Raw genomic sequence first — 22094 nt, 5'->3', positions numbered from 1 at the left:
AGGAGCCATGCCGCAGGCATGGCGTCTCGAAGGATGCTTCAGGAGGCTCCGGAACCATCTGGAGCATCCTTCGAGACGCCGCTGCGCGGCTCCTCAGGATGAGGGCTCCAGGGACTTGGCGAACGGTCTTTCTCGCCTCCGGCTGCTCGCGGGTTCGATGAAAAAGTACCTCGACTATCTCTGGCCGTTGATCGGCCTCGTCGCCGTCGTCTGGTCGGTCGACCTGCTCTGGGACAAGCTCAAGACCGAGGCCCTGACCAATGAGGCCGTAGCGGCCCAGCTCGAACAGGCCGGTCTCTGGGACGCGTTCAAGATCGTCGCCACCGGCATCGGCCAGAAGATCGCGGTCATTCCACCTGCCGCCTTCTTCCATGCCGGGCTCGCGACGCTCGTCGCCTATGCCGCGCTCGCCTGGTATGATCGGATCGCGCTGTTACACCTGCACCGCGAGAAAGGCATCTCCTGGGCCTATATCTCGCTCTGCTCCTTCGTCACCTACGCGCTCTCGCACAATATCGGCGCCTCGGTCTTCTCCGGCGGCATGGTGCGCTACCGCGCCTATCATGCGAAGGGTCTGAGCGCCGCCGAGATCGCCGTGCTGGTCGCGCTCTGTTCCTTCACGTTCGCCTTCGGCACCATCCTGCTGATGGGGTGCGTGCTCATCGGCGAGCCACAAATCCTGCGGCCACTGCACCGGCTCTCCGACTGGTTCGGCATCGGCGATAAGCAGGCCCGCCTGATCGGCTTTGCCTTGCTTGCCTTCTGCGTCCTCTACACGATCGGCTCCTGGCTGCGTTTCAAGCCGCTCAGGATCGGCTCGTTCGAGCTGGTCTATCCGCGCCTGCCAATCGTTGCCCGGCAGTACTTCGCCGCCCCGCTGGAATTGATGGGCGCCGCCGGCATCATCTATTTCGCGCTGCCAGAGCAGGGCAATCCCGGTTTCTTCATCGTGCTCGGCGCCTTCCTGATCTCGTTCTCGGCCGGGCTGCTCAGCCAGGTTCCGGGCGGGGTCGGCGTGATGGAGGCGGTCTTCCTCGCGGTGATGCCCGGTGTGCCGGCCCCGGCCGTGTTCGCGGCGCTGCTGGTCTGGCGGATGTTCTACCTGATCATTCCGCTGGTGATCTCGCTGCCGATCGTGCTCGCCTTCGAGCGTGCACAACTGCGCAAGGCCATGGCGCACGAGACGCAGGTGAAGGCGCAGGAGCAGGCGGCGGCCAAGGCCGCGGCCCTCCACATCGACAAGCCGGAGTGATCCGGCCTTAGCGCTTCAGCGCGATAGCCGCCGCCCCGAACATCAGCAGGCTGCCGATCGCTTCGGCCAGCCCGAACGGCTCGCCGAGCGCGAACACGCCGGCTCCGACCGCCACCGCCGGGCTGATGAAGGCGTAGAGCCCGGCCCGGAAAGCGCCCCAGTCGCGCACCAGCCTGAGATAGATGGTGAAGCCGATCAGCGAACCGCCGATCACCAGCACCGCCACCGCCGGGAGCACCGGCCACGACAGCAGCGCAGCGAAGTGGGCCGGCTTCACATCCTCCAGCAGCGCCGACATGAGGCAGAGCCCGAAGCCGCCGATCAGCGTCTGCCAGCCGGCTAGTGTGAGAGTCGGGATCCGGCCCATCACCGGCCGCGACCAGACCGCACCGAAGCAGTAGAGCAGCGTGCCGGCGGCGACCGCAGCCAGCCCCCAGAGCTCGAGCGGCCCTCCCTTCGCCGCGGCGAGCCCACCCAGCGCCCTGGTCGAGAACAGGAAGCCTAGCCCGACCGCCCCGAGGCCGATCGCCGCGAGCTTGCGCCCGCCGATCGCATGGCCCTCGATCAGGCGGCTGGCGATGATGGTGAAGATCGGGATGGTGGCGAAGTTGACGATCGCAGCGAGGCCGGTCGGCGCCTGGGCCGTGCCCCAGAACAGCAAGGTGTAGTTGCCGGTGTTCAGCAGCAGCGCGGTCATGACGACGCGCGGCCAGGCCTCCGCCGGCACCCGCAAGACATCCTTGCCGGCCCAGGCCAGCATCAGCGCTCCGGCGATGACGAAACGCGAGGCGGCGAGGAAGACGGGTGGGACATGCTGCGCGCCGACCTTGATCGGCAGCCAGGTCAGCCCCCAGACGAGGCACATCAGCGCGAAGAGGACGGCATTGCGGGACATGGGCTGCGCTTAGCGATGATCGCGAGGAAGGACCAATGCCGGTCCGGCATGCGGCCATGGCGCCGATGCGAGGACGCCCGCCCCATCCTCTGGCCAACGCCCTTGCCGCGCTCTATTATAAGAGAATCAAGGGTATGATGATGGACGATCTCGCGTCAAGATTGGCTGAGCGGCTGCGTGGCGAGCGCGAGGCCCGCGGCTGGAGCCTCAACGACCTCGCCGAGCGCTCCGGCGTCTCGCGCGCCATGATCAGCCGGATCGAGCGTGGCGAGGCGAGCCCGACTGCGGTGCTCCTCGGCCGACTTTCCGGCGCCTTCGGCCTGACCCTGTCGAACCTGCTGGCACGAATCGAGAATGCCGGCGAGCGCGTCCGCCGCGCCAAGGACCAGCCGCTCTGGCGCGATCCCGAGACCGGCTTCGTCCGCCGCGCCATCTCGCCGGCAGGCAATGGCGATCTCGAGCTCGTCGCCGGCGAATTGCCGCCCGGCGCGGCCATCGCCTATCCCGCCAGTTCCTACGCCTTCATCCGCCAGCAGATCTGGATGCAGTCAGGCCAGCTCGATTTCGACGAGGGCGGCGTCGTCACCCGGCTCGAAGCAGGCGACTGCATGGAGCTCGGCCCGCCCAGCGATTGCCGCTTCAGCAATCCCGGCACCGAGCCGGCGCGCTATCTCGTGGTGGTGAGCAGGCGCTGAGCGCCGTCAGACGCTCCCCACCGTCCTGAGCTTGGCCCGCGGATGGATCTCGCTCTGCGAGAGCACCGGCGTCTCGCGGCGGAAGCGCTCGATGATCTGGCGCACGAAGGGCCGTGCCATGCCGGAGGTGACCAAGGCCGGCATCTCGCCGAGCCGGGCCGCCTCCTCGAACTTGTCGCGCACCTGATGGACGAAGTCCTGCAGCCGCGAGGGCTGCATGGCCAGGTGCCGGTCCTCGCCCTGGCCGACGATCGATTCGGCAAAGACGCTCTCCCAGGCCGGCGACAGCGTGATGATCGGCAATTGCCCGTGCTGGTTGGAGAACTGCGCGCAGATCTGGCGGGCGAGGCGGACGCGGACATGCTCGGCGATGTCGCGCGGGCTCCTGACGCTGCCGGCGACCTCGGCGATGCCCTCGACGATGGTGGCGAGGTCGCGGATCGAGATGCGCTCGGAGAGCAGGAGCTGCAGCACGCGCTGGATGCCGGTGGTCGAGATCTGCTGCGGCACGATCTCCTTGACGAGGTCGGCATGATCCTTTGGCAGTTCGCGCAGCAGCTTCTGCACCTCGCCATGCGAGAGCAGCTCCGGCATATGCGACTTCAGCACCTCGGTGAGATGGGTCGAGATCACCGTCGCGGCGTCGACCACGGTGTAGCCGCGCAATTGCGCCTCGTCCTGCAGCGCCCCATCGATCCAGGTCGCCGGCAGGCCGAAGGTCGGTTCCAGCACATTGTGGCCTGGCAGCGTCACGCTGCCGCCCATCGGGTCCATCGCCATGTACTGGCCGGGATAGACCATGCCGTGGCCGGCATCGATCTCCTTGATCTTGATGAAGTAGTGGTTGGCCTCGAGTTGGACGTTGTCGACGATGCGCACCGCCGGCATGACGAAGCCGAGCTCGGCGGCAAGCTGACGCCTGAGCGCCCTGACCTGGTCGGTCAGCCGGTCGGCGCCACCGGGCGCGTTGACCAGCGGCAGCAGGCCGTAGCCGATCTCGATCTTGAGCTCGTCGAGCTTGAGCAGGTCGTTGAGCGTCTCTTCCTTCGGCGTCCCGTCGGCCGCCACCGGCGAAGCGCCCTGCGGACCCTGCGTCGCCGCTTCCGCCTCGCGCGCCTTGGCGATGCGGCCGAAATGGCGCGCCAGCCAGGCCGAGCCGGCGGCAAGGACGAGGAAGGGCAGCATCGGGATACCCGGCAGGAGCGCGATCAGCAGCATCACCGCCGCCGACATGCCGAGCGCCTTGGGATAGCCGGAGAGCTGCTTGCCTAGCGCCTTGTCGGCGGCGCCGCGCACGCCCGACTTCGAGACGAGCAGGCCCGCCGCGGTCGAGACGATCAGCGCCGGGATCTGGCTGACGAGACCGTCGCCGACGGTGAGCAGGGTATAGCTGTGCGCCGCGGCGCCGAAGCTCATGCCCTGCTGCGCGACGCCGATGATGATGCCGCCGATCACGTTGATGAAGGTGATCAGCAGGCCGGCGATCGCGTCGCCGCGCACGAACTTGGAAGCGCCGTCCATCGAGCCGAAGAAGTTGGCCTCGTCCTCCAGCGCCTTGCGCCTGACCTTGGCGACGTCCTGGTCGATCAAGCCGGCGGAAAGGTCGGCGTCGATCGCCATCTGCTTGCCCGGCAGGGCGTCGAGGGCAAAGCGCGCCGCCACCTCGGCAATACGGCCCGAGCCCTTGGTGATGACGACGAAGTTGACGATGATCAGGATGGTGAAGACGATCACCCCGATCACGAAATTGCCGCTCATCACGAAATTGCCGAAGGCCTCGATGACGTGGCCGGCAGCGGCGGTGCCCTCATGGCCATGGGCGAGGATGAGGCGTGTCGAGGCGAGGTTCAGCGCGAGGCGCAGCATCGTCACGATCAGCAGCACTGTCGGGAACGCCGAGAACTCCAGCGGCTCCTCGATGAACAGCGCCGTCATCAGGACGAGCACCGAGAGGATGATCGAGAGCGCCAGCAGCATGTCGAGCAGCATCGCCGGCAGCGGGAAGATCAGCACCACCAGGATGCCCATCACGCCGATGGCGAGGAACAGGTCCGGCCGGTTGAGCAACGCGCCCATCTGGCCGCGCGTGGGCATCGCCATGCCGCCGCCGCTGCCCGCCGTCACATCGCTCATCGGATAGCCGCTCCCACGCGCCGCCCTCCACGGACGGCAGTCGTACCCGGCAATTCTTGCCGAGCACATGGTGAACGAGTGGTTAAGAACCCTCAAAAAATCCCATTCGGAACCTTTCCCTGAACGGGCTGTTATCGAATGGCCGCGTTCTGGCCGCATTCGGCCAGCCAACTCGCGCAGGGTCGACGACCTCGCCCATCAGGGCCGAAGCCTTCTGGAGGAAATCTTGGATAGACGTTCATTCATGCTGAGCCTTTTCGGCGGTCTCGCCGCCGCCAGCGTCGGTGGCATGGGCATCGCTCAGGCCGCGACCGCGGCTCCCGCCGCTGCCCCGCTCCCGAATCCCGAAGAGCTCGCTCCGGCATTGAAGGACGGGCTCGACAAGGCTGAGGCCGAGTTCAGCCAGGTCGTCGTGCGCGACCGCGTTGTCGTCCGCCGGCCGCGGCCTTACCGCCGCCCCGTCGTCGTGCGCCGCACGGTCGTGGTGCGCCGGCCGAGGCCTTATCGCCGTCCGGTCGTCGTGCGCCGCCGCGTGATCTACCGCTGACGCCGAGACTATCGACAGGCGGCCTTCGCGCCGCCCGTCGCCTTTGAAACGGCGCCAAGACCGTCCGTCGAAGGGAAAGCCTTTTGAACGAGGGACGCCAGAACACGGACGAAATCGTCACCGACATTCCGGCCAGGCTCGACCGCCTGCCTTGGTCGCGTTTCCATACGCTCGTCGTCGTGGCGCTCGGCATCACCTGGATTCTCGACGGGCTCGAGGTCACACTGGCCGGCTCCGTCTCCGGCGCGCTGAAGGAAAGCCCGGCGCTCAGATTCACCAACACGGATATCGGCCTTGCCGGCGCCGCCTATATCGCCGGAGCGGTCATCGGCGCGGTTCTCTTCGGCTGGCTCACCGACCGGCTCGGCCGCAAGAAGCTCTTCACCATCACCGTGCTGGTCTACCTGAGCGCGACCGCCGCCACCGCCTTCTCGTGGAACCTCTGGAGCTTCCTGCTCTTCCGCTTCCTTACCGGCATGGGCATCGGCGGCGAGTATACCGCGATCAACTCGACCATCCAGGAACTGGTGCCGGCGCGCGTGCGCGGCTGGACCGACCTCGTGATCAACGGCTCCTTCTGGGTCGGTGCCGCGATCGGCGGCGTCGCGGCGATCGTGCTGCTCGATCCCGCCCTCGTCTCGCCCGACACCGGCTGGCGCCTCGCCTTCTTCATCGGCGCCGTTCTCGGCCTGATCATCATGATCCTCAGGCAATGGATCCCGGAAAGCCCGCGCTGGCTGATGAGCCGCGGCCGCATCGCCGAGGCCGAGCGCATCGTCGCCCACATCGAATCCTTCTCGCCGCCGCAGCATGCGGCCGCGCCGCTGCCGACGCTCACCCTGCGCCCGCGCTCGCGCACGCCGATGCGCGAGGTCGCCAATACGCTGTTCGTCACGCACCGGCCGCGCACGCTGGTGGCGCTGGCGCTGATGTCGTCGCAGGCGTTCTTCTACAACGCGATCTTCTTCACCTATGCCCTCATCCTGACCGACTTCTACGGCGTGCCGTCCAACCTGATCGGCTGGTTCATCCTGCCCTTCGCCGCCGGCAACTTCCTCGGCCCCCTCCTGATCGGACGGCTCTTCGACACGCTCGGGCGTCGCACCATGATCGCGACGACCTATATCCTCTCCGGCATCCTGCTCGCCGGGACCGGCTTCCTGTTCGCGCGCGAGATGGTCAGCGCAAACCAGCTCACCATCTGCTGGAGCATCGTCTTCTTCTTCGCCTCCGCTGCGGCGAGCTCGGCCTATCTCACCGTCAGCGAGACCTATCCGCTGGAGATCAGGGCCCTGGCCATCGCGGTGTTCTATTCGCTCGGCACCGGGCTTGGCGGCATCGCCGGCCCCTGGCTCTTCGGCGCGCTGATCGATACCGGCTCGCGCATGAGCGTGCTCGGCGGCTATCTGTTCGGCGCGGTGCTGATGATCGCCGCTGGACTGATCGCCTGGCGCTTTGCGGTCAAGGCAGAGCGCCGCTCGCTCGAGGACATCAGCAGGCCGCTAGGGGCGGTATGACATGCAGTCGGCCGGTCATCGACCAAATGCAGGATGCGATTTCGGCACTGACCGGCGCAAGAAGCTAACGGCCGGTCTCCCGCGCCGTCGGCCCTTTCGTCAACCATCGTCGCGTCGCAAGCGTGACGAACGGTCGAAAAGGGGAATAGAATGGCCTCGTGGGAACGCGGCGCCTGGATCGAACCAACTGGAGGCATGACATGGATAGACGTTCATTCGTGATGGCGCTGTTCGGCGGCCTTGCCGCTGCCAGCGTCGGCGGCATTGCCGCTTCGGAAGCCGCGCAGCCCAAGCTCGCCCCGCTCCCGACCAAGAAGCCGGAAGAGCTGCCGGAAGAGATGAAGGAAGGCCTCGACAAGACCGACGCCGACTTCAGCCAGTACTACTATTACCGCCGCCCGCGCTACGTCCGGCGCTATTATTATCGCCCGCGCTATTATTACCGTCCGCGGCGCTACTATTACCGCCGCCGCTACTACTACTGAGTGGCGCAGGACGGGCCGGAGCTTTCGCTCCGGCCCGCTTTCTTCTCAGCTTCTGCGTGATCCGTCAGAGCGAGTTCGTCCGCGCCTGCCCTGGCTCGGCGACGGGCACGCCCGCGGCGACATATTCGCTGAGCTTGTTGCGCAGCGTCCGGATCGAGATGCCGAGGATCTTGGCGGCATGGGTCCGGTTGCCGAGGCAATGGTCGAGCGTGTCGAGGATGAGGTCGCGCTCGACATCGGCGACGGTTCGCCCAACCAGGCCGCGCGTCATCGCTTCCGCCGTTTGCGCCGCCCGCGAAGCCACGTCGCGACTGCTGGCCGGGCCGAGCGTCTCGCCTTCCGGCGTCAGCATCGCCTCGGTGCCGATCTCGACGCCCTGCGCCAGCAGCACCGCGCGATGCACGGTGTTCTCCAGCTCGCGGACATTGCCGCGCCAGCTGTTGCCGAGCAGGAGCTTGCGCGCCTCGGCAGAAATCGGCCGCAGCGGCATGCCGTTCAGCTCGGCATATTTCTTGGCGAAATGGTCGGCCAGCGCCAGGATGTCGCCCGGCCGCTCGCGCAGCGCCGGCAGGCGCAGGTGCACGACATTGAGGCGGTAGAACAGATCCTCGCGGAATGTGCCTTCGCGCACCGCATCGCCGAGATTGCGATTCGAGGTCGCGATGATACGCAGGTCCACTTTGACCGGCTGCGAGCCGCCGACCCGGTCGATCGTCCGCTCCTGCAGAGCGCGCAGGAGCTTGGCCTGCAGGCGCACATCCATCTCGGAGATCTCGTCGAGCAGCAACGTGCCGCCATTCGCCTCCTCGAACTTGCCGATCCGCCGCGCGATCGCGCCGGTGAAGGCGCCCTTCTCATGTCCGAACAGTTCCGACTCCAGCAGGTTGTCGGGGATGGCGGCGCAGTTCACCGCGACGAAAGGCTTGTCCTTGCGCAGCGACTTCTGGTGCAGATGCTGCGCGATCATCTCCTTGCCGGTGCCGCTCTCGCCGGTGACCAGCACGGGGGCATCCGAGCGCGCGATCTGGTTGGCAAGCTGGACGACGCGCTCCATGGCGGGATCGCGCCAGATCAGGCTGGCCTTGTCGCCGGCGACAGCGGCGAGCACGGCGGCGATCAGTTCAGGATCGGGCGGCAACGGCACGTATTCACGCGCGCCGGCCTGGATCGCCGCGACGGCGGCGCGGGCATCGGTTGAGGTGCCGCAGGCGACGAGCGGAGTGCGGATGCGCTCGGCATCGAGCGCCGTGACCAGCTTGGCGATCGGCTGCTCGACATCGACCATCAGGAGGTCGCCGCCTTTGGCGCGCAGCACCGCCAGTGCCTGCTCGACGCTCTCGGCATGGGTGACGGCGGCGCCCTGCGACACCGCGATCTTGGCGGCGGTGATGAGCTGACCCTTGAGGCTGCCGACGATGATGAGGCGCATGGCTCAGGCCTTCCTTGACTGCTGCATTCGCACCGGCCGGTTCGTCACCGGTCGGTCTTGATGATTTCGGTCATGGTCACGCCGAGGCGCTCCTCGACCACCACGACCTCGCCGCGCGCCACCAGGCGCTCGTTGACGAAGATGTCGATGGCTTCGCCGACGCGCCGGTCGAGCTCCAGCACCGTGCCGGGCGTGACGCGCAGGAGGTCGCCGACCGCGATCCGCGACGAGCCCAGCACGGCGGAGACCGTGACCGGCACGTCGAAGACCTGTTCGAGATCCTCCGCAGTCTTGACCGGGACCGGACCCGAGCGCGCGACGGAGTCGCCTACGGCATTGTGGTCGAAGGAGAGATCGGCCGGATTGAGCGGCGGCAGGTTGAGGTCGTTTTCGTTTGGCATCTGGCTTTACCCCGCTAGCGGCCGAACACGGCCTTGACGGCCCTGTCGACCGCCTCGTCGAGCGCTGCACTTTCGATCGCGATGCCGCCATCGGCCCATTCCAGCCGGCCGTCGCCAAGGGCGATGTCGGGTTCGCCGAGCACGACGATGCGGCCGGCAAAGCCGGTCTCGCGCGCCAGCCCGGAGAGCTTGCCCTCGACCGTCTCGACCAGGCTCTCATGCACCCGGATCGCCAGATGCGGCGCGTGCCGGGCATGGGCCAGGCATTCGCGCGCGGCCGCCAGCAATTGCGCCAGCGGCTTGTCGGCCAGTGCTGCGCCGGCGAGGCTGCGGGCCGTGGCGACCGCGAGCTGCGCCGCCTGCACCTCGATCTGCGCCAGCCGCTCGTCCTGTTGCGCCAGCAACAGCTCGCTTTGGCGCACGAGCTGCGAGAGCAGCGCGCCCAATTGCTGGTCTCCCTCGCGCCTGGCCTGGTCGAGACCGCGGTGGAAAGCATCGGCCTTGGCGGCCTCGAGCGCCGCCTCGTCGACCGCCTTGCGGCTGTTGCTGCTGAAGTCGGCAGCGAACATGAATTTCTTGGCTGCTGCCATGTTAGAGGCTTTCATGGGCCATGGATAAGGCTTGGGCGTCGGCGATTTTGTCCGAGTGCCAGGAGCTTGGTGCGGCCAAGCCTTTCGGCTTGGCCGTGACGAGCGACGCCGCAATCGGGCAAAATCGCCACGCCGCTGCGCGGTGAGGTGAAACCGGCCGACCGCCGCGTCGCACCGCTTGCCGATACTGCAGTATCGGCTGCGCAACGCTCCTGGCATTCAGACGGTTTGACCTCACCCAAGTCTTATCCATGGTCCATGAAAGCCTCTAATAAACCAACTCGTCTTCGGCATTGCCCTTGGAGATGATGATCTCGCCCTTTTCGGCGAGGTCCTTGGCCAGAGCCACCATCTTCATCTGCGCTTCGTCGACCTCCTTGAGACGCAGCGGGCCAAGGCCCTGTATGTCGTCCTGCAGGACCTTGGCGGCGCGTTGCGACATCGCCCCGAGGAAGAAGGCGCGCATCTCCTCGTTCGCGCCCTTCAGCGCCCGCGCCAGGGCCTCCTTGTCGACCTGGCGCATCAGAGTCTGCAGGCCGGCGGAATCGAGCTTGCCGAGGTCCTCGAATGTGAACATCAGCGCGCGGATGCGCTCGGCCGATTCCTGGTTGGTGGCGTCGAGCGCGGCGAGGAAGCGCATCTCGGTCTGGCGGTCGAAGCCGTTGAATATCTCGGCCATCATCTCGTGCGGATCGCGCCGGCGCGTCTGTGTCAGCGTCGAGACGAACTCGGTGCGCAGCGTGTTCTCGATATGGTCGAGCGCCTCCTTCTGCACCGATTCCATGCGCAGCATCCGGCTGACGACCTCGATCGAAAGCTCGTTCGGCAGGTTGCGCAGCACGCTGGCCGAGTGATCGGGACGGATACGCGACAGGATGACGGCGATCGTCTGCGGGTATTCGTTCTTCAGGAAGTTAGCGAGCACGACCGCGTCGATATTGCCGAGCTTCTGCCACATGTTGCGGCCGGCAGGACCACGGATCTCTTCCATGATCAGCGCGACTTGATCGGTTGGCAGGATCTTCTCGAGCAGCGAGATCGTCCGGTCGAAGGAGCCGGTGATCGCGCCGGCGCTCGACAGCCTGCCGACGAAATCGAGCATCAGCTTCTCGACCTGGTCGGAATCGACCGTGCCGAGCTCCGCCATGGCGCGGGTGATGATGCGGATTTCCTCGTCGTCGAATTCCTGCCAGATCACCCGGCCGTGCTCTTCGCCGAGGATGAGCAGGATCACTGCGGCGCGCTGCGGCCCGGTCATGCTCTCGAGCGTCGCCGGGCCGTCCGAATAGCTCGACGTCTCGTCCGAGTCGGCGCTTCCGCTGCGGGTGGCGATGGAGCGTGTCGCGGCCATGGTTCAGGCTCCCGTCACGCCGGTGCTTTTTCGTGGATCCAGCCGCGCAGCACCGCGACGGAATCCGCGGGATTCTGCGCGACCATGGCGCCGATCTTCTCGACCGACTGCGCCTTGAGCTGGCCCTTGATCTGCGCGATCGCGAGCATGCGCTCCGACGGCGCATCGACGTCGATCTGTCCGGGCTCGCCATCGGCACCAGCGCCGGCTCCGCCTGACGCGGACGAGAAGGTCGAGGGATCGCCCGTGCCCTGGTCGACGACGACCACGCCGTTGCGCATGAAACTCGGGATGGCCCGGAGCTCGCGATCGGGTGCCAGAACCTGCTTGAGCAGCGGCCGGACCACGACCATCAGCACGATCAGGATGAGCAGCGCGATCACGCCTATTTCGGCGAAGCGGACGATGTCCTCCCGGGTGAACGAGGCGAGCTGCTGCATCAGCGTCTGCTCGGCCAGGTCGCTCGGCGCCTGCGGCGCCTCGGCGAAGCGCAGATTGACGACCTCGACCTGGTCGCCGCGCTGGCGGTCGAAGCCGACCGCCGTGCGCACCAGCTGGCCGATCCGCTCCAGCTCCTCCTGCGACCGCGGCTGGTAGGTCGTCTCATTGCCCTGCCGGCTATAGACGCCATCGACCAGCACGGCCACGGAGAGCTTGCGGACTCGCCCGCCATCCTGCACCTCGGTGCGGGTCGTGCGCGAGATCTCGTAGTTGACGACCTCCTCGTTCTTCGAGCTGGTGTCGCGCTGCTGGCCCTGCTGCTGGCCCTGGTTCTGCTGCGCGCCCGGCAATTCGTTGCCGACCGTGACGCCCTCGCGCTGCTCGTTGGAGGCCGAGGCTTCCGTGCGGTTCTGGCTGGAGCGGATGACCTTGCTCTCGGGATCGAAGGTCTCGGAGCGGCTCTCGATCCGGTTCGAATCGAGCAGGGCCGAAACCTGCACGCGGGCGCGGCCCGGGCCGACGATGCTGGCGACGATGTCGTCGACCTGCGCCTTGATCCGCCGTTCGATCGCGCCCTGGCGCTCGTCCAGCGCCACGCCGACCATGCCCTGCTCGCCCTGGGCGCCATCGGCGAGGAGCCGGCCGCGCTCGTCGACGATCGAGACACGCTCGGGCTTCAGGCCGTCGACGGCCGAGGAGACGAGATGGCGGATCGCCCTGACCTGGGCGTTGTCGAGATCGCCGGCGAGCTTGAGCGCGATCGAGGCGCGCGGCGGCTCTCGGTCGCGCTCGAACAGGCGCCGCTCGGGGATGACGAGATGGACCCGCGCCGCCTGGACGCGGCCGATCGAGCGGATCGTGCGCGACAGCTCACCCTCGAGCGCGCGCAGATGGTTGATGTTCTGGACGAAGCTGGTCGAGGAGAAGGCGTCGCCCTTGTCGAAGATCTCGTAGCCGACGCCGCCGCCCGACGGGATGCCCTTGCCGGCGAGTTCGAGCCTGAGCTTCGGCACGTCGGCCCGCGGCGCCAGGATGGTCTGGCCGTCGCCGCGCAGCTCATATTTCACGCCGCGCGTGTCGAGGTCCTTGGTGATGGCGGCGATGTCCTGGCTCGACAGGTCGGCGAAGAGCACGCCCATCGCCGGCTGCGACATGCGCAGCATGACGAAGGCGAAGAAGCCGATCAGCGCCAGCGTCACGGCCAGCATCGCCGCCAGCCGCGCCGCGCCGAATCTCCGGAACTGTTCGACTAGCCCGTTCACGCCATTCTTCCGTCGCCCGGTACCTGTGAGACCAACGCACAGGCACACCACTAGGCAAGTTTTTCCCGGTGCATGGTTAGCGCCCGGTTAACGGCAGTTAGGAAACGGCACAGTTCGATGGGGACGATATGCGGCCAAAACGCGAAAGGCGCCGGCCATTCAGCCGGCGCCCGACAGATTTCATTAGATATCAGAATAGTTTACTGGCGATAGTGCTGGATTCGGGTGGTGCGCAGGCCGGCAAGGCCGTGCTGATCGATCGAGGACTGCCAGCTCAGGAATTCGTCGACCGTCAGCGTATAGCGCTGGCAGGCCTCCTCCAGGCTGAGCAAGCCACCGCGCACGGCGGCAACGACCTCGGCTTTGCGCCGGATCACCCAGCGGCGTGTGTTCATCGGCGGCAGGTCGGCAATGGTCAACGGGCTGCCATCGGGCCCGATCACATATTTGACGCGCGGTCGCAGCGGCTCGGTCATGGTACTCTCACACAACTCAACAGACCTACTGCCGGAGAGCCTACCCCCGTCGGGCTTAAATTTTGCCTAAAGCAACCATGCAGGCTTTCGGCATGAGTCATGACCCGGCTCGTCAGGCGCCGCTCTTCACCGATTTGACCTTGTCGAGCGGGACTTTGAGCGTGCCGATCAACAGGGTCGGGACGGTGGTCGAGAAGTCGATGCCGTCGACCTTGCCGGTGATCTCGGTCTTGATCGTGATTGCCGCGCCGGAGACGTCGGTGCCGTCCACCGTGATGGAGTATTCTCCGTCCGGCGCCGTGGAACCGGTCGAGGTCTTGCCGTCCCAGCTATAGGTCTGGTCGCCGGCAGTCAGCGTCTTCGTGCCGCTGTAGACCACGTTCCCCTTGGCGTCCTTGATCGTGATCGTGCCGGTGCCGCCCTTGGAGGCGTTGAGCTTCCACTCAGCCTTGCCCTCTGCGAGCTGCGTCGCCGCGCCATCGGCCGTAACGGTCTGGCCGACGAAGCCGATCGCGCTGGCGCCGGTCGTCGCCTTGCTGACGCCGAGCAGCGCGGTCAGCGTCTCGTTCTGCTTGAGTTGCTGCTCGACGCCGGCGAACTGCACCAGTTGCTGGGTGAACTGGTTGGTGTCGAGCGGATCGAGCGGGTTCTGGTTCCTGAGCTGCGTCGTCAGCAGGGTCAGAAACTGGTCGAAATTGTTGGCGATCGAGGTGCCGCTGCCAGTCGCGGTATTGTTCTGGGCCGCCGCGATCTGGGAGTTCGACAGTTTACCCGTATTGGAGACGGTCATGGCACGTCCCTCCTTCAGATGCTGAGATCGACGCCGCCGAGACGGCTGGCGTTGCGCGGCAGGCTGGCCGCTTCAGGGATCAGCGCGCTGTCGTCGGAGGCCTGGACCCAGACGCGGCGCCCGCGCGGCGCCTCTTCGTCCTGGCGCTGCTGGCGCGCGCCAGCTTGCTGATCGCCGGAATCGCGCAGGCTCAGGTCGATTCCACCGTCCGATGGCTTCAGCCCCGCCTGCTCGAAGGCACGCTCGAGCGTGCGTGCATCGCGCTGCAGCATGTGCAGCGTCTCGACCCGGTCGACCGTCAGCTTGGCGCTGACCTCACCCTTGTCGGAAATCTCCAGGCTGACATCTATGCGCCCGAGCTCGGCCGGATCGAGCCTGATGTCGAAGCGCTTGTTGCCGGCGAGCGCCCTCGCGCCGATCTCGACCGGCACGACATGCAACGGCGTCGCCCGGCCGGTCTCGCCGGAAAGCGTCCTGTGGGCAGCTTCCGCCTGGGTATGAGCCGTGGCCTGGGCGGCGGCATCGAGCTCGGTCAAAGGCGCTTGCGGCGTGGTCAGGCTCTGCGGCCCGGCTGCCAGGATCGCCTGCGGGCTCACGGGGGCGTTCGCTTGCGGCGTGGCCGCCACCGGAGCGGCCTCGTCCTTGGCGCTTGCCTGCGCAGGCTGGCCGGCGGTTGCCGCCTCTGTCGCCTTGATCTCGCTGCCGGCCGCAGTCGGCATCGCCTTGCCGGCCTCGCCCGCATCCTTCGGAGCCGTTAGGCCATCTGCGGCCTTGGCGTCGCCTTGCTGCACCTCGCCGGGCTTGGTGTCCGCCTTGGGCGCGGCGCCGGCTGCGGGAAGCTGCGCCGTCACACCGGTCTTGACGCCGGCCGCGGCAGCTTCGCCGCTCGCATTGGCCTGAGCCTCGACCGTCACCGACGCTGCCGGGCCCGGGACGACGACAGCATTCGCCGCTGCCGATGCGGTGGTGCTGGTCACAGTGCTCGCCGCAGTCACCTGGCCTTCGGGTTCGCCTTCCGGCGTAGCAGCGCCGTCCGGCTTGGCCTGCTCGCCACCCTGCACCGTCAGCGCCGCCAGAGCGAGGAATTCGGCCGCGACGGCGGGAACCGGCACTGGTTGTGGCACGGCGACCGGAACAGCGGGCGTCTCCGGCTTGCCCTCGGCAACGACCACAGGTGCTCCGTCGACCGCGGCGGCCGATCCGGCCTTGCCTTCCGCCGTCTTGCCTTTCGCCGGCTTGTCGCCATCGGCCGTCTTGGCGGTCTTCCCGTCGGCAGTCGTAGCATCCTTCTCAGCCGCCTCCTCGGTCGCCGGCTCTGTCTTCGGCTTGTCGGACGGCTCCTTTGCGTCTGCCGCCTTCTTTCCCTTGCCAGCGTCGTCGGTGCGGGCGGGAGGATTGGAGTCGGCTGCCGCCGTCCTGCGCGCGTCTTCCGATTTCGAGGGCTCGCGCGGCTCCGCGCTCTCGCGCGCGCCGCGATCATCATCGAGACGCGCACGCGGCCGCTCCGCCGGCTCCTGCGGCAGCGTGAAGGCCTGCTCCGGCTCGCTGCGCTCAGGCGCCCGGCGGCTCGGAAGCGGGATTTCGGGCAGCGCGGACGAACGCGAGACCGGCGCGGCGGACATGGGATACTCTCCGGAACAAAACCGTGATGTGGCCGCAACTCGCCGAGCAAGAGCCAAGCCAACCAGAAAATCCTTTTGATTCAGCGCCTTGACAAGATCCAACGCACGATTCACCCGGCAGGAATCGCTTGCTCGGTGTCGCTGACCCGGCAGGAATTGCCGGCCGGATGCTGGCCCGCACCTGTCAAAACCGCTATAGAGCGCCCAAATCCTCGGACGCATGCGCCGAACCCGCCCGGAACCCCGATGACCGTTTCCCTCAACTCGCTCGACATCGCCAAGCCGCCATCGGCGACGCGCGTCGTCGCGGCCATGTCGGGCGGTGTCGATTCCTCGGTGGTGGCGGCCCTGCTCAAGCGCCAGGGCTACGATGTCGTCGGCGTCACCTTGCAGCTCTACGACCATGGCGCCGCCGTGCACCGCGCCGGCGCCTGCTGCGCCGGCCAGGACATCCACGACGCCCGCCGCGTCGCCGAGGCGATCGGCATCCCGCATTACGTGCTCGACTATGAGAGCCGCTTCCGCGATGCGGTGATCGAGCGCTTCGCCGAGAGCTATCTCGCCGGCGAGACGCCGATCCCCTGCGTCGAGTGCAATCGCACCGTGAAGTTCCGCGATCTGCTCGGCCTCGCCCGCGAGCTCGGGGCCGACGCGCTCGCCACCGGCCATTACGTCGCCAGCCGCGATCTCGGCACCGGCCATCGCGGCCTGTTCCGCGCCGCCGATGAGAGCCGCGACCAGAGCTATTTCCTCTATGCCACCACGCAGGAGCAGCTCGATTTGCTGCGCTTCCCGCTCGGCGGCCTCGACAAGGTCCAGACGCGCGCGCTCGCCGCCGAGTTCGGCCTCGCCATCGCCGACAAGCCCGATAGCCAGGACATCTGCTTCGTGCCGAACGGCCGCTATGCCGAGGTGATCGAGCGCCTGAAGCCGGGCGCCGCCCGCGCCGGCTCCATCGTCCATCTCGACGGCCGCGTGCTCGGCGAGCATGAGGGCGTGCTGCGCTACACGGTCGGCCAGCGCAAGGGCCTCGGCATCAGCGGCGCCGAGCCGCTCTATGTCGTCGCGCTCGACGCCGAGAACGCCCGTGTCATCGTCGGCCCGCGCGAGGCGCTGAGCGTCAGCCGCGTCGACCTGCGCGACCTCAACTGGATCGGCGACACCGCCCTCGCCGATCTGCCACCCGAGGGCATCGAGGTCGCGGTCCGCGTCCGCTCGACCCGCGCCCCGCGCGAAGCCCGCCTGCTCACCGACGACAAGGGCGTCCACGTCCTTCTGGCGCAGGGCGAGGAGGGCGTCTCGCCCGGCCAGGCCTGCGTGATCTACGACCATGCCGGCAGCGGAGCCCGCGTGCTCGGCGGCGGCGTCATCATGGCCAACCGGGCGCCCCGCCCGGCGTCGCAGCCCGAGCCCGCCTACGCCACCACATGACGACGACGAACGGTCTCGACGCGCAGAAGCGCGTCTATGCGGTCTGGGCAAAATTCTACGACCGGATCTATCAGGGGCTGCTCGCCCGCGCCCAGCGCGAGGCGGTGGCGGCGGCCTGCGCCAGCGGCCGCGACATCCTCGAGATCGGCGTCGGTACCGGCCTGACCCTGCCCTATTTCGAGCGCGACAGGCAGGTCGTCGGCGCCGACCTCTCGCTCGACATGCTGCGCGTCGCCCGGGCCAAGGTGCTGAGCCAGGGCCTCGCCCATGTCCGCGGCCTGATGGTGATGGACGCCTGCCGGCTCGGCTTCGCCGATCGCTCCTTCGACGCGGTCACCGCCCAGTTCGTCATCACCCTCGTTCCCGATCCCGAGCAGGCGCTCGCCGAGATGGACCGGGTGCTGCGTCCCGGCGGCGAGATCGTCATCTCCAGCCGCCTCGTCGACGATGGCGGCTTCGCCGCGCCGTTCTGGAAGGCGGTCGCGCCATTGGCCCGCGCAATCGGCTGGAGCAGCGATTTCAAGGTCTCGCGCCTGACCGGCTGGGCCGCCAGTACCGGCCGTTACGAGACCGTCCATGTCGGCCAGGGCTATTTCAAGGTGGTCAGGCTGAGGAAGCTGAGCTGAACCGCGCCATCAAGGCTTGACGCCGGCACCTGCCGCCCCCTATATCCGCGCCGTCGCGATTGACCGCCGTCCTTCGGCGCGTCGCCATCGGGGCGGGGTAGCTCAGCTGGTTAGAGCAGCGGAATCATAATCCGCGTGTCGGGGGTTCGAGTCCCTCTCCCGCTACCAAACTCTCTTTCATCGACATTCGGTGACGACCGTGACCGGCCCCAGAAGGGCCGGTTTCTTTCGTTTCTGGCTTGTTTTCAGTATTGGTGACAACTCCATTAATCTCACTAGAAAATGTAACATTCATATGTCCTGTATCGCCAAATTCTCCTGGCCTATAATAATTAATGGTAATTTTATAATATGATGAAATCTCTATTTCTCCGCCTTGATTTGATAAGCGCGACAATTTATCATTTGGTTCTGATCTTTATTCGGCATGTCGACCCACTTTGAACTACCTCGTCGACTGATATCGAAGCCAAGCTTTTGAAGATTCGATCTATTTCATCAGAGCTTGGGCGCATCGATTCATCGCTGATATTGGATAGTTTTTCGAATTGCCAAAGCTTTACACTACCGCTCGCTCGTAAATTATATTTTTCTATCGTCGCTTTAGTTATCGTCAGAGAATAAAAATCGCGTAAGTAAATTCGAGAAGAAATCATATCACCAAGATCATTGCAATTACCGATAGCGGGATAGATATATTCTCTTTCCTTATGGCCGGAAATGAATTTTGCGTAGATCGGGACGCAAGGTATTTCTCGTACTTCATTTTCCGGCTGGAATGGAAGAATTCCCGTTCGATGTACTTCACGCTTGCGCGACACAGGGGGAATATAAAAAAACTGCTCGAAGCTCTCCGTTGTCCGAATCGACGCCATGATCGTATCGTTGCAAACAACCCCTCCCGCAGCATACGCCGCATGCCCAAGCCAAGCGCGCGTCAAAAGACGCTCGATAAGTATTCCAGCATTTTTCAAGGATTCTTCTGCCGCAGAGCCCTTCATAATAAAGCGGCGATCGTTGGCTGACACATGAAAAGGTAAATTAAAGCCCGTCAATAAAACAAAAACAAAAAATATCTTCTTTCGGAAACCCAGATTTGCGGGACACCATATGGAATGCCTCACCATAAACGCTTCCCGAGCCGACGTCCGATCTCACGATCGCGGCTGTTCAGCACGCTCCCCATCCTCTCGCAGGCAGGCGCCAACCGCAACCCTAGCGCGAAGAGAGCATAATTCAGCAGCAGGTCGCAAGGCAGATTATCTGTATGCGGCTCACTATCAGACGTGCCTAAACTTGAAACTCACGGGCCGCACCGCGTCGCGCCGGCCCTCTACTCCATCGGCTCATGAAATCGAGCCGAAAGCGCCCTCACAGGCTGCTGGACAAGCCCGCAGCCAAGCATGGCCCTGCGCGACAAAACCGTCTAGGAGGCCATCGTTACGACCATTGATGCCACATAGCCTATCGTTTTCGTAACAGTGCGACTTTTGGCCGAACGAAGCGATCCGGAAAGGTCGAGGATCGATGCCGGAGGCCGACCTGCAACGTCCGCATTCCGGCCGGATCTCAACGTCCGGTCCTGGCGCGTTGCGGCACAAGCGCAAGCGGCGTCCGCTATCTGCAGCAGGATCGGTCCAAGGGACTAGAGTGCACAGGCATCGCACCCATCCACGAGATCGCCGCCCTTGGGAACGGCCCAGCGGCAAGGCTCAAGGAGGCTGTCGAAGCGTCCTCAAACCGCAAGACAGGTCAAAATTCGCTCCACCCGCCAACAGCGCTACCCGAGGCACGCTTCGGGGACTGCGTAGGCTTTGACGTCCCAGGCACGATGGCCGCCATATGCGAAGCCGATTGGCGCAGCTGCGAGGCGAGGTTGCCAGCAAGATCGCTTTCGACCTTGCCGCCTTCCGAAGATCCCACTCGGAAATCCTGGACCATCTTCTGCAGCGCTTCGGTCGCCCGCTGGAGTTCGGCTGCGACACCCGCGCTCTGCTCCGCCATCGAGGAATTGCGCTGGGTCATCTCGTCCATATGCGCGACGACCTTCGCGACCTCCTCGATGCCATTGGCCTGCTCGCGGGAGGCGCTGGTGATGTCGGTCAGGGCCGAGGCTACGCTGGTCGAGGAACGCACGATCTCGGCGAGCGACGAGCCGGCCTCGTTCACCAGCCTGACCCCCTCTCCAACCTCCTGCGTCGAGTTCGAGATCAGCTTCTTGATGTCGTTGGCGGCTTCGGCTGAGCGCTGCGCCAGCGTCCTGACCTCGCTGGCGACCACCGCGAAGCCCTTGCCGGCATCGCCGGCGCGGGCGGCCTCCACGGCGGCGTTGAGCGCGAGAAGGTTGGTCTGGAAGGCGATGTCGTCGATCACGCGGATGATCTCGCCGATATCGTTGGAGGCCTTCTCGATCCGCTCCATCGCCGTTACCGCATCGGTGACGATCTTGCCGCCGCGATTGGCCGCAGCGTCGGCAACAGCCCCCAGGCCCGCAGCCTCGCGGGCCCGCTCATAGCTCTGCTTGACAGAGGCTGCGAGCTCTTCCGTGGTCGCCGCCGTCTCCTCGAGCGAGGATGCCTGCTCCTCGGTGCGCTGGGCCAGGTCCTTGCTGTCGGCGCCGATGCGCTGGGACCCAACGGCGACCTGCGCCGAGATCTCGCCGACGGCGCGGATGATCGCACCGAAGGACTCGACCAGCTCGTTGACGCCCTGGCAGAGATCGCCGATCTCACCGGTCTTGCCGTCGAGCGGAACGCGCTGCGTCAGGTTCTTGGCCTGCGTCGCCGCAATGACCGTCCGCGTTTCCTCCACCGCCTGACGAAGCGCGATCTCTGCCTGCTTGTTGGCGGTGATGTCGGTGGCGAACTTCACCACCTTGCAGACCTGGCCGAGGGCATCGACGATCGGATTGTAGGATGCCTGGATCCAGACCCTGCGTCCGCCCTTGCCGATCCGCAGATATTGGCCGTCGTCATATTCCCCGCGGCCGAGCTTCTGCCAGAAGCGGACATAGGCTTCACCGTTGCGCTCGCCGGGCTCGACGAAGATCGAATGGTGCCTGCCCTTGATCTCATCGACCGTATAACCCAGCGCCCGCAGGAAATTGTCGTTGGCGTCCAGGATATTGCCGGAGAGATCGAACTCGATCACGGCCTGCGACTTGCCGATCGCCGCGATCTGGCCCTGGGCATTCGACATCGCTTCCTTGATGTGGGTTATGTCGGTCGCATATTTGATGACCTTGAAGGGCTGGCCACCACCGCGTCCGCAGATCGGCGTATAGGTCGCCTGCAGCCAGATGCGGCGGCCATCCTTGGCGACCCGGGCGAACTGCGCCTGAAACGCCTGCCCTCGCTTCAGGCCCTGCCAGAAGCTTCGATAGGTCTCGCTCTCGCGTTCCTGCACAGGAACGAACATCGCATGATGCTGACCCACGACCTCGCTGCGCGCGTAGCCGACCGTTTTCAGAAAAATCTCGTTCGCGTCCAGAATCTTCCCATCGAGGTCGAATTCGATGACTGCCTGCCAGCGCCGGATGGATGCTGCTTCCGCCGTCGCCTGAGAGTCCGCTCCCGAGAAAAAACGCATCCGCTGCCCCTGAGTTCAAGGTTTGTGCTACTGCGGAAGCGAAGCATTGATTGGCTAGCGATCCGTTAACGTCAGGATCGGAGCAGTTAATGCCAGTGTCTTTCCCAATCGCTGAAGACTGCGGCGAATGCACTCCGCTGAAGCTCAATCTCCGCCGGACATTAAACCACGCCAGAATTGGGAAGCCCGCTCAGTTACCTCCAAAGGCAGTTGCGGCAATGAAGAAGCTCTGGCCACCCCCATCCAGCCGCGGCGGGGCTGCTTCGAGCCGCCGAACGTCCTTGACAGCTGCGCCATGGGGGCCCTGCCGCGCCTCAAGAACCAATCGCTCGACACGTTCGGCTGGACCGGAAAGCGCCGCTTCCACGGTGCCGTCCGCGCAGTTGCGCACCCAACCGCTTACACCGGCAGCGAGGGCGCGGCCGCGGAACCATTGCCGGTAGCCAACTCCTTGGACCCGTCCGGAAATGCTGATGTGCAGCTCCATGCGATCCCGCGCTTGTCCGTCAAGAAATCGCTGCAGAAATTCTGACACCTCGCCTGCCCGCTCTCAAGGCATAGGC

At 65.8% G+C, this 22094-nt stretch carries 20 protein-coding genes and 1 tRNA gene; 8 read left to right on the top strand and 13 right to left on the bottom strand.

Features of this window, described 5'->3' with window-relative positions; translation table 11 throughout:
• Positions 1–157: 157 nt before the first annotated feature.
• Positions 158–1252, top strand: a complete 1095-nt coding sequence (locus ACQKLX_RS05185) for a lysylphosphatidylglycerol synthase transmembrane domain-containing protein (protein WP_427360079.1) — start codon at positions 158–160, stop codon at positions 1250–1252.
• A 7-nt stretch (positions 1253–1259) separates the two neighbouring features.
• On the opposite strand, the gene ACQKLX_RS05180 is transcribed toward ACQKLX_RS05185, so the two are convergent.
• Positions 1260–2147 (bottom strand): DMT family transporter, encoded by an 888-nt coding sequence (locus tag ACQKLX_RS05180; RefSeq protein ID WP_427360077.1) that lies wholly within the window; start codon positions 2145–2147, stop codon positions 1260–1262.
• 140 nt (positions 2148–2287) lie between these two features.
• On the opposite strand from ACQKLX_RS05180, the gene ACQKLX_RS05175 reads away from it, so the two are divergent.
• Positions 2288–2842, top strand: a complete 555-nt coding sequence (locus tag ACQKLX_RS05175) for a helix-turn-helix domain-containing protein (protein ID WP_427360076.1) — start codon at positions 2288–2290, stop codon at positions 2840–2842.
• Positions 2843–2848: 6 nt separating this feature from the next.
• On the opposite strand, the gene flhA is transcribed toward ACQKLX_RS05175, so the two are convergent.
• Complete coding sequence (flhA, locus tag ACQKLX_RS05170; protein WP_427360074.1) at positions 2849–4975, bottom strand: flagellar biosynthesis protein FlhA; 2127 nt, start codon at positions 4973–4975, stop codon at positions 2849–2851.
• A 226-nt stretch (positions 4976–5201) separates the two neighbouring features.
• Between flhA and ACQKLX_RS05165 the strand changes: the two genes are divergently transcribed.
• The 3 genes from ACQKLX_RS05165 to ACQKLX_RS05155 all read left to right on the top strand — a co-directional run bounded on the left by ACQKLX_RS05165 (position 5202) and on the right by ACQKLX_RS05155 (position 7524).
• The gene (locus tag ACQKLX_RS05165; protein ID WP_427360073.1) at positions 5202–5522 is read left to right on the top strand and encodes a hypothetical protein; all 321 of its coding nucleotides are present in this window, start codon (positions 5202–5204) and stop codon (positions 5520–5522) included.
• An 83-nt stretch (positions 5523–5605) separates the two neighbouring features.
• A complete protein-coding gene (locus tag ACQKLX_RS05160; RefSeq protein WP_427360072.1) occupies positions 5606–7039 on the top strand; it encodes an MFS transporter in 1434 nt (477 codons plus the stop codon).
• A gap of 200 nt (positions 7040–7239) precedes the next feature.
• Complete coding sequence (locus ACQKLX_RS05155) at positions 7240–7524, top strand: hypothetical protein (RefSeq protein WP_427360070.1); 285 nt, start codon at positions 7240–7242, stop codon at positions 7522–7524.
• Between the two features lie 64 nt (positions 7525–7588).
• Here ACQKLX_RS05155 and flbD read toward each other — a convergent pair whose 3' ends face one another.
• The 8 genes from flbD to ACQKLX_RS05115 form a co-directional block, all read right to left on the bottom strand.
• A complete protein-coding gene (gene flbD, locus ACQKLX_RS05150) occupies positions 7589–8953 on the bottom strand; it encodes a sigma-54-dependent transcriptional regulator FlbD (protein WP_427360068.1) in 1365 nt (454 codons plus the stop codon).
• Between the two features lie 44 nt (positions 8954–8997).
• Positions 8998–9354, bottom strand: coding sequence for a flagellar motor switch protein FliN (gene fliN / locus ACQKLX_RS05145; protein WP_427360066.1), 357 nt, complete (start codon positions 9352–9354; stop codon positions 8998–9000).
• 14 nt (positions 9355–9368) lie between these two features.
• The gene (locus tag ACQKLX_RS05140; RefSeq protein ID WP_427360064.1) at positions 9369–9944 is read right to left on the bottom strand and encodes a FliH/SctL family protein; all 576 of its coding nucleotides are present in this window, start codon (positions 9942–9944) and stop codon (positions 9369–9371) included.
• A 268-nt stretch (positions 9945–10212) separates the two neighbouring features.
• Positions 10213–11295, bottom strand: coding sequence for a flagellar motor switch protein FliG (gene fliG / locus ACQKLX_RS05135; RefSeq protein ID WP_427360062.1), 1083 nt, complete (start codon positions 11293–11295; stop codon positions 10213–10215).
• 14 nt (positions 11296–11309) lie between these two features.
• Positions 11310–12998: a flagellar basal-body MS-ring/collar protein FliF gene (gene fliF / locus ACQKLX_RS05130; RefSeq protein ID WP_427360061.1), complete on the bottom strand. Its 1689-nt coding sequence runs from the start codon at positions 12996–12998 to the stop codon at positions 11310–11312.
• 200 nt (positions 12999–13198) lie between these two features.
• Positions 13199–13474, bottom strand: coding sequence for a CtrA inhibitor SciP (sciP, locus tag ACQKLX_RS05125; protein ID WP_057191455.1), 276 nt, complete (start codon positions 13472–13474; stop codon positions 13199–13201).
• A 112-nt stretch (positions 13475–13586) separates the two neighbouring features.
• Positions 13587–14264: a flagellar hook assembly protein FlgD gene (locus ACQKLX_RS05120; protein ID WP_427360058.1), complete on the bottom strand. Its 678-nt coding sequence runs from the start codon at positions 14262–14264 to the stop codon at positions 13587–13589.
• Between the two features lie 14 nt (positions 14265–14278).
• Positions 14279–15886: a flagellar hook-length control protein FliK gene (locus ACQKLX_RS05115; RefSeq protein ID WP_427360056.1), complete on the bottom strand. Its 1608-nt coding sequence runs from the start codon at positions 15884–15886 to the stop codon at positions 14279–14281.
• Between the two features lie 246 nt (positions 15887–16132).
• Here ACQKLX_RS05115 and mnmA point away from each other — a divergent pair, with 246 nt between their 5' ends.
• The 3 genes from mnmA to ACQKLX_RS05100 all read left to right on the top strand — a co-directional run bounded on the left by mnmA (position 16133) and on the right by ACQKLX_RS05100 (position 18111).
• Positions 16133–17317 (top strand): tRNA 2-thiouridine(34) synthase MnmA, encoded by a 1185-nt coding sequence (mnmA, locus tag ACQKLX_RS05110; protein WP_427360054.1) that lies wholly within the window; start codon positions 16133–16135, stop codon positions 17315–17317.
• A complete protein-coding gene (locus ACQKLX_RS05105) occupies positions 17314–17943 on the top strand; it encodes a class I SAM-dependent methyltransferase (RefSeq protein ID WP_427360052.1) in 630 nt (209 codons plus the stop codon). The genes mnmA and ACQKLX_RS05105 overlap by 4 nt, the downstream gene beginning before the upstream one ends.
• A 91-nt stretch (positions 17944–18034) precedes the next feature.
• Positions 18035–18111 (top strand) — tRNA-Met (locus ACQKLX_RS05100).
• Between the two features lie 233 nt (positions 18112–18344).
• Here ACQKLX_RS05100 and ACQKLX_RS05095 read toward each other — a convergent pair.
• From ACQKLX_RS05095 to ACQKLX_RS05085, 3 genes are all read right to left on the bottom strand, one after another.
• Positions 18345–19070 carry a hypothetical protein gene (locus ACQKLX_RS05095; protein ID WP_427360050.1) on the bottom strand — a complete coding sequence of 242 codons (726 nt, stop codon included), beginning with the start codon at positions 19068–19070 and terminating at the stop codon, positions 18345–18347.
• 625 nt (positions 19071–19695) lie between these two features.
• Complete coding sequence (locus ACQKLX_RS05090; protein WP_427360049.1) at positions 19696–21531, bottom strand: methyl-accepting chemotaxis protein; 1836 nt, start codon at positions 21529–21531, stop codon at positions 19696–19698.
• 190 nt (positions 21532–21721) lie between these two features.
• The gene (locus ACQKLX_RS05085; protein WP_427360047.1) at positions 21722–22018 is read right to left on the bottom strand and encodes an acylphosphatase; all 297 of its coding nucleotides are present in this window, start codon (positions 22016–22018) and stop codon (positions 21722–21724) included.
• Positions 22019–22094: the final 76 nt, after the last annotated feature.

Source organism: Allobosea sp. NPDC003192 (genome assembly GCF_050275675.1).
Lineage (GTDB): Bacteria > Pseudomonadota > Alphaproteobacteria > Rhizobiales > Beijerinckiaceae > Allobosea.
Note: the sequence above shows the minus strand (reverse complement) of the source record. Positions and strands in the feature narration are given on the sequence as shown.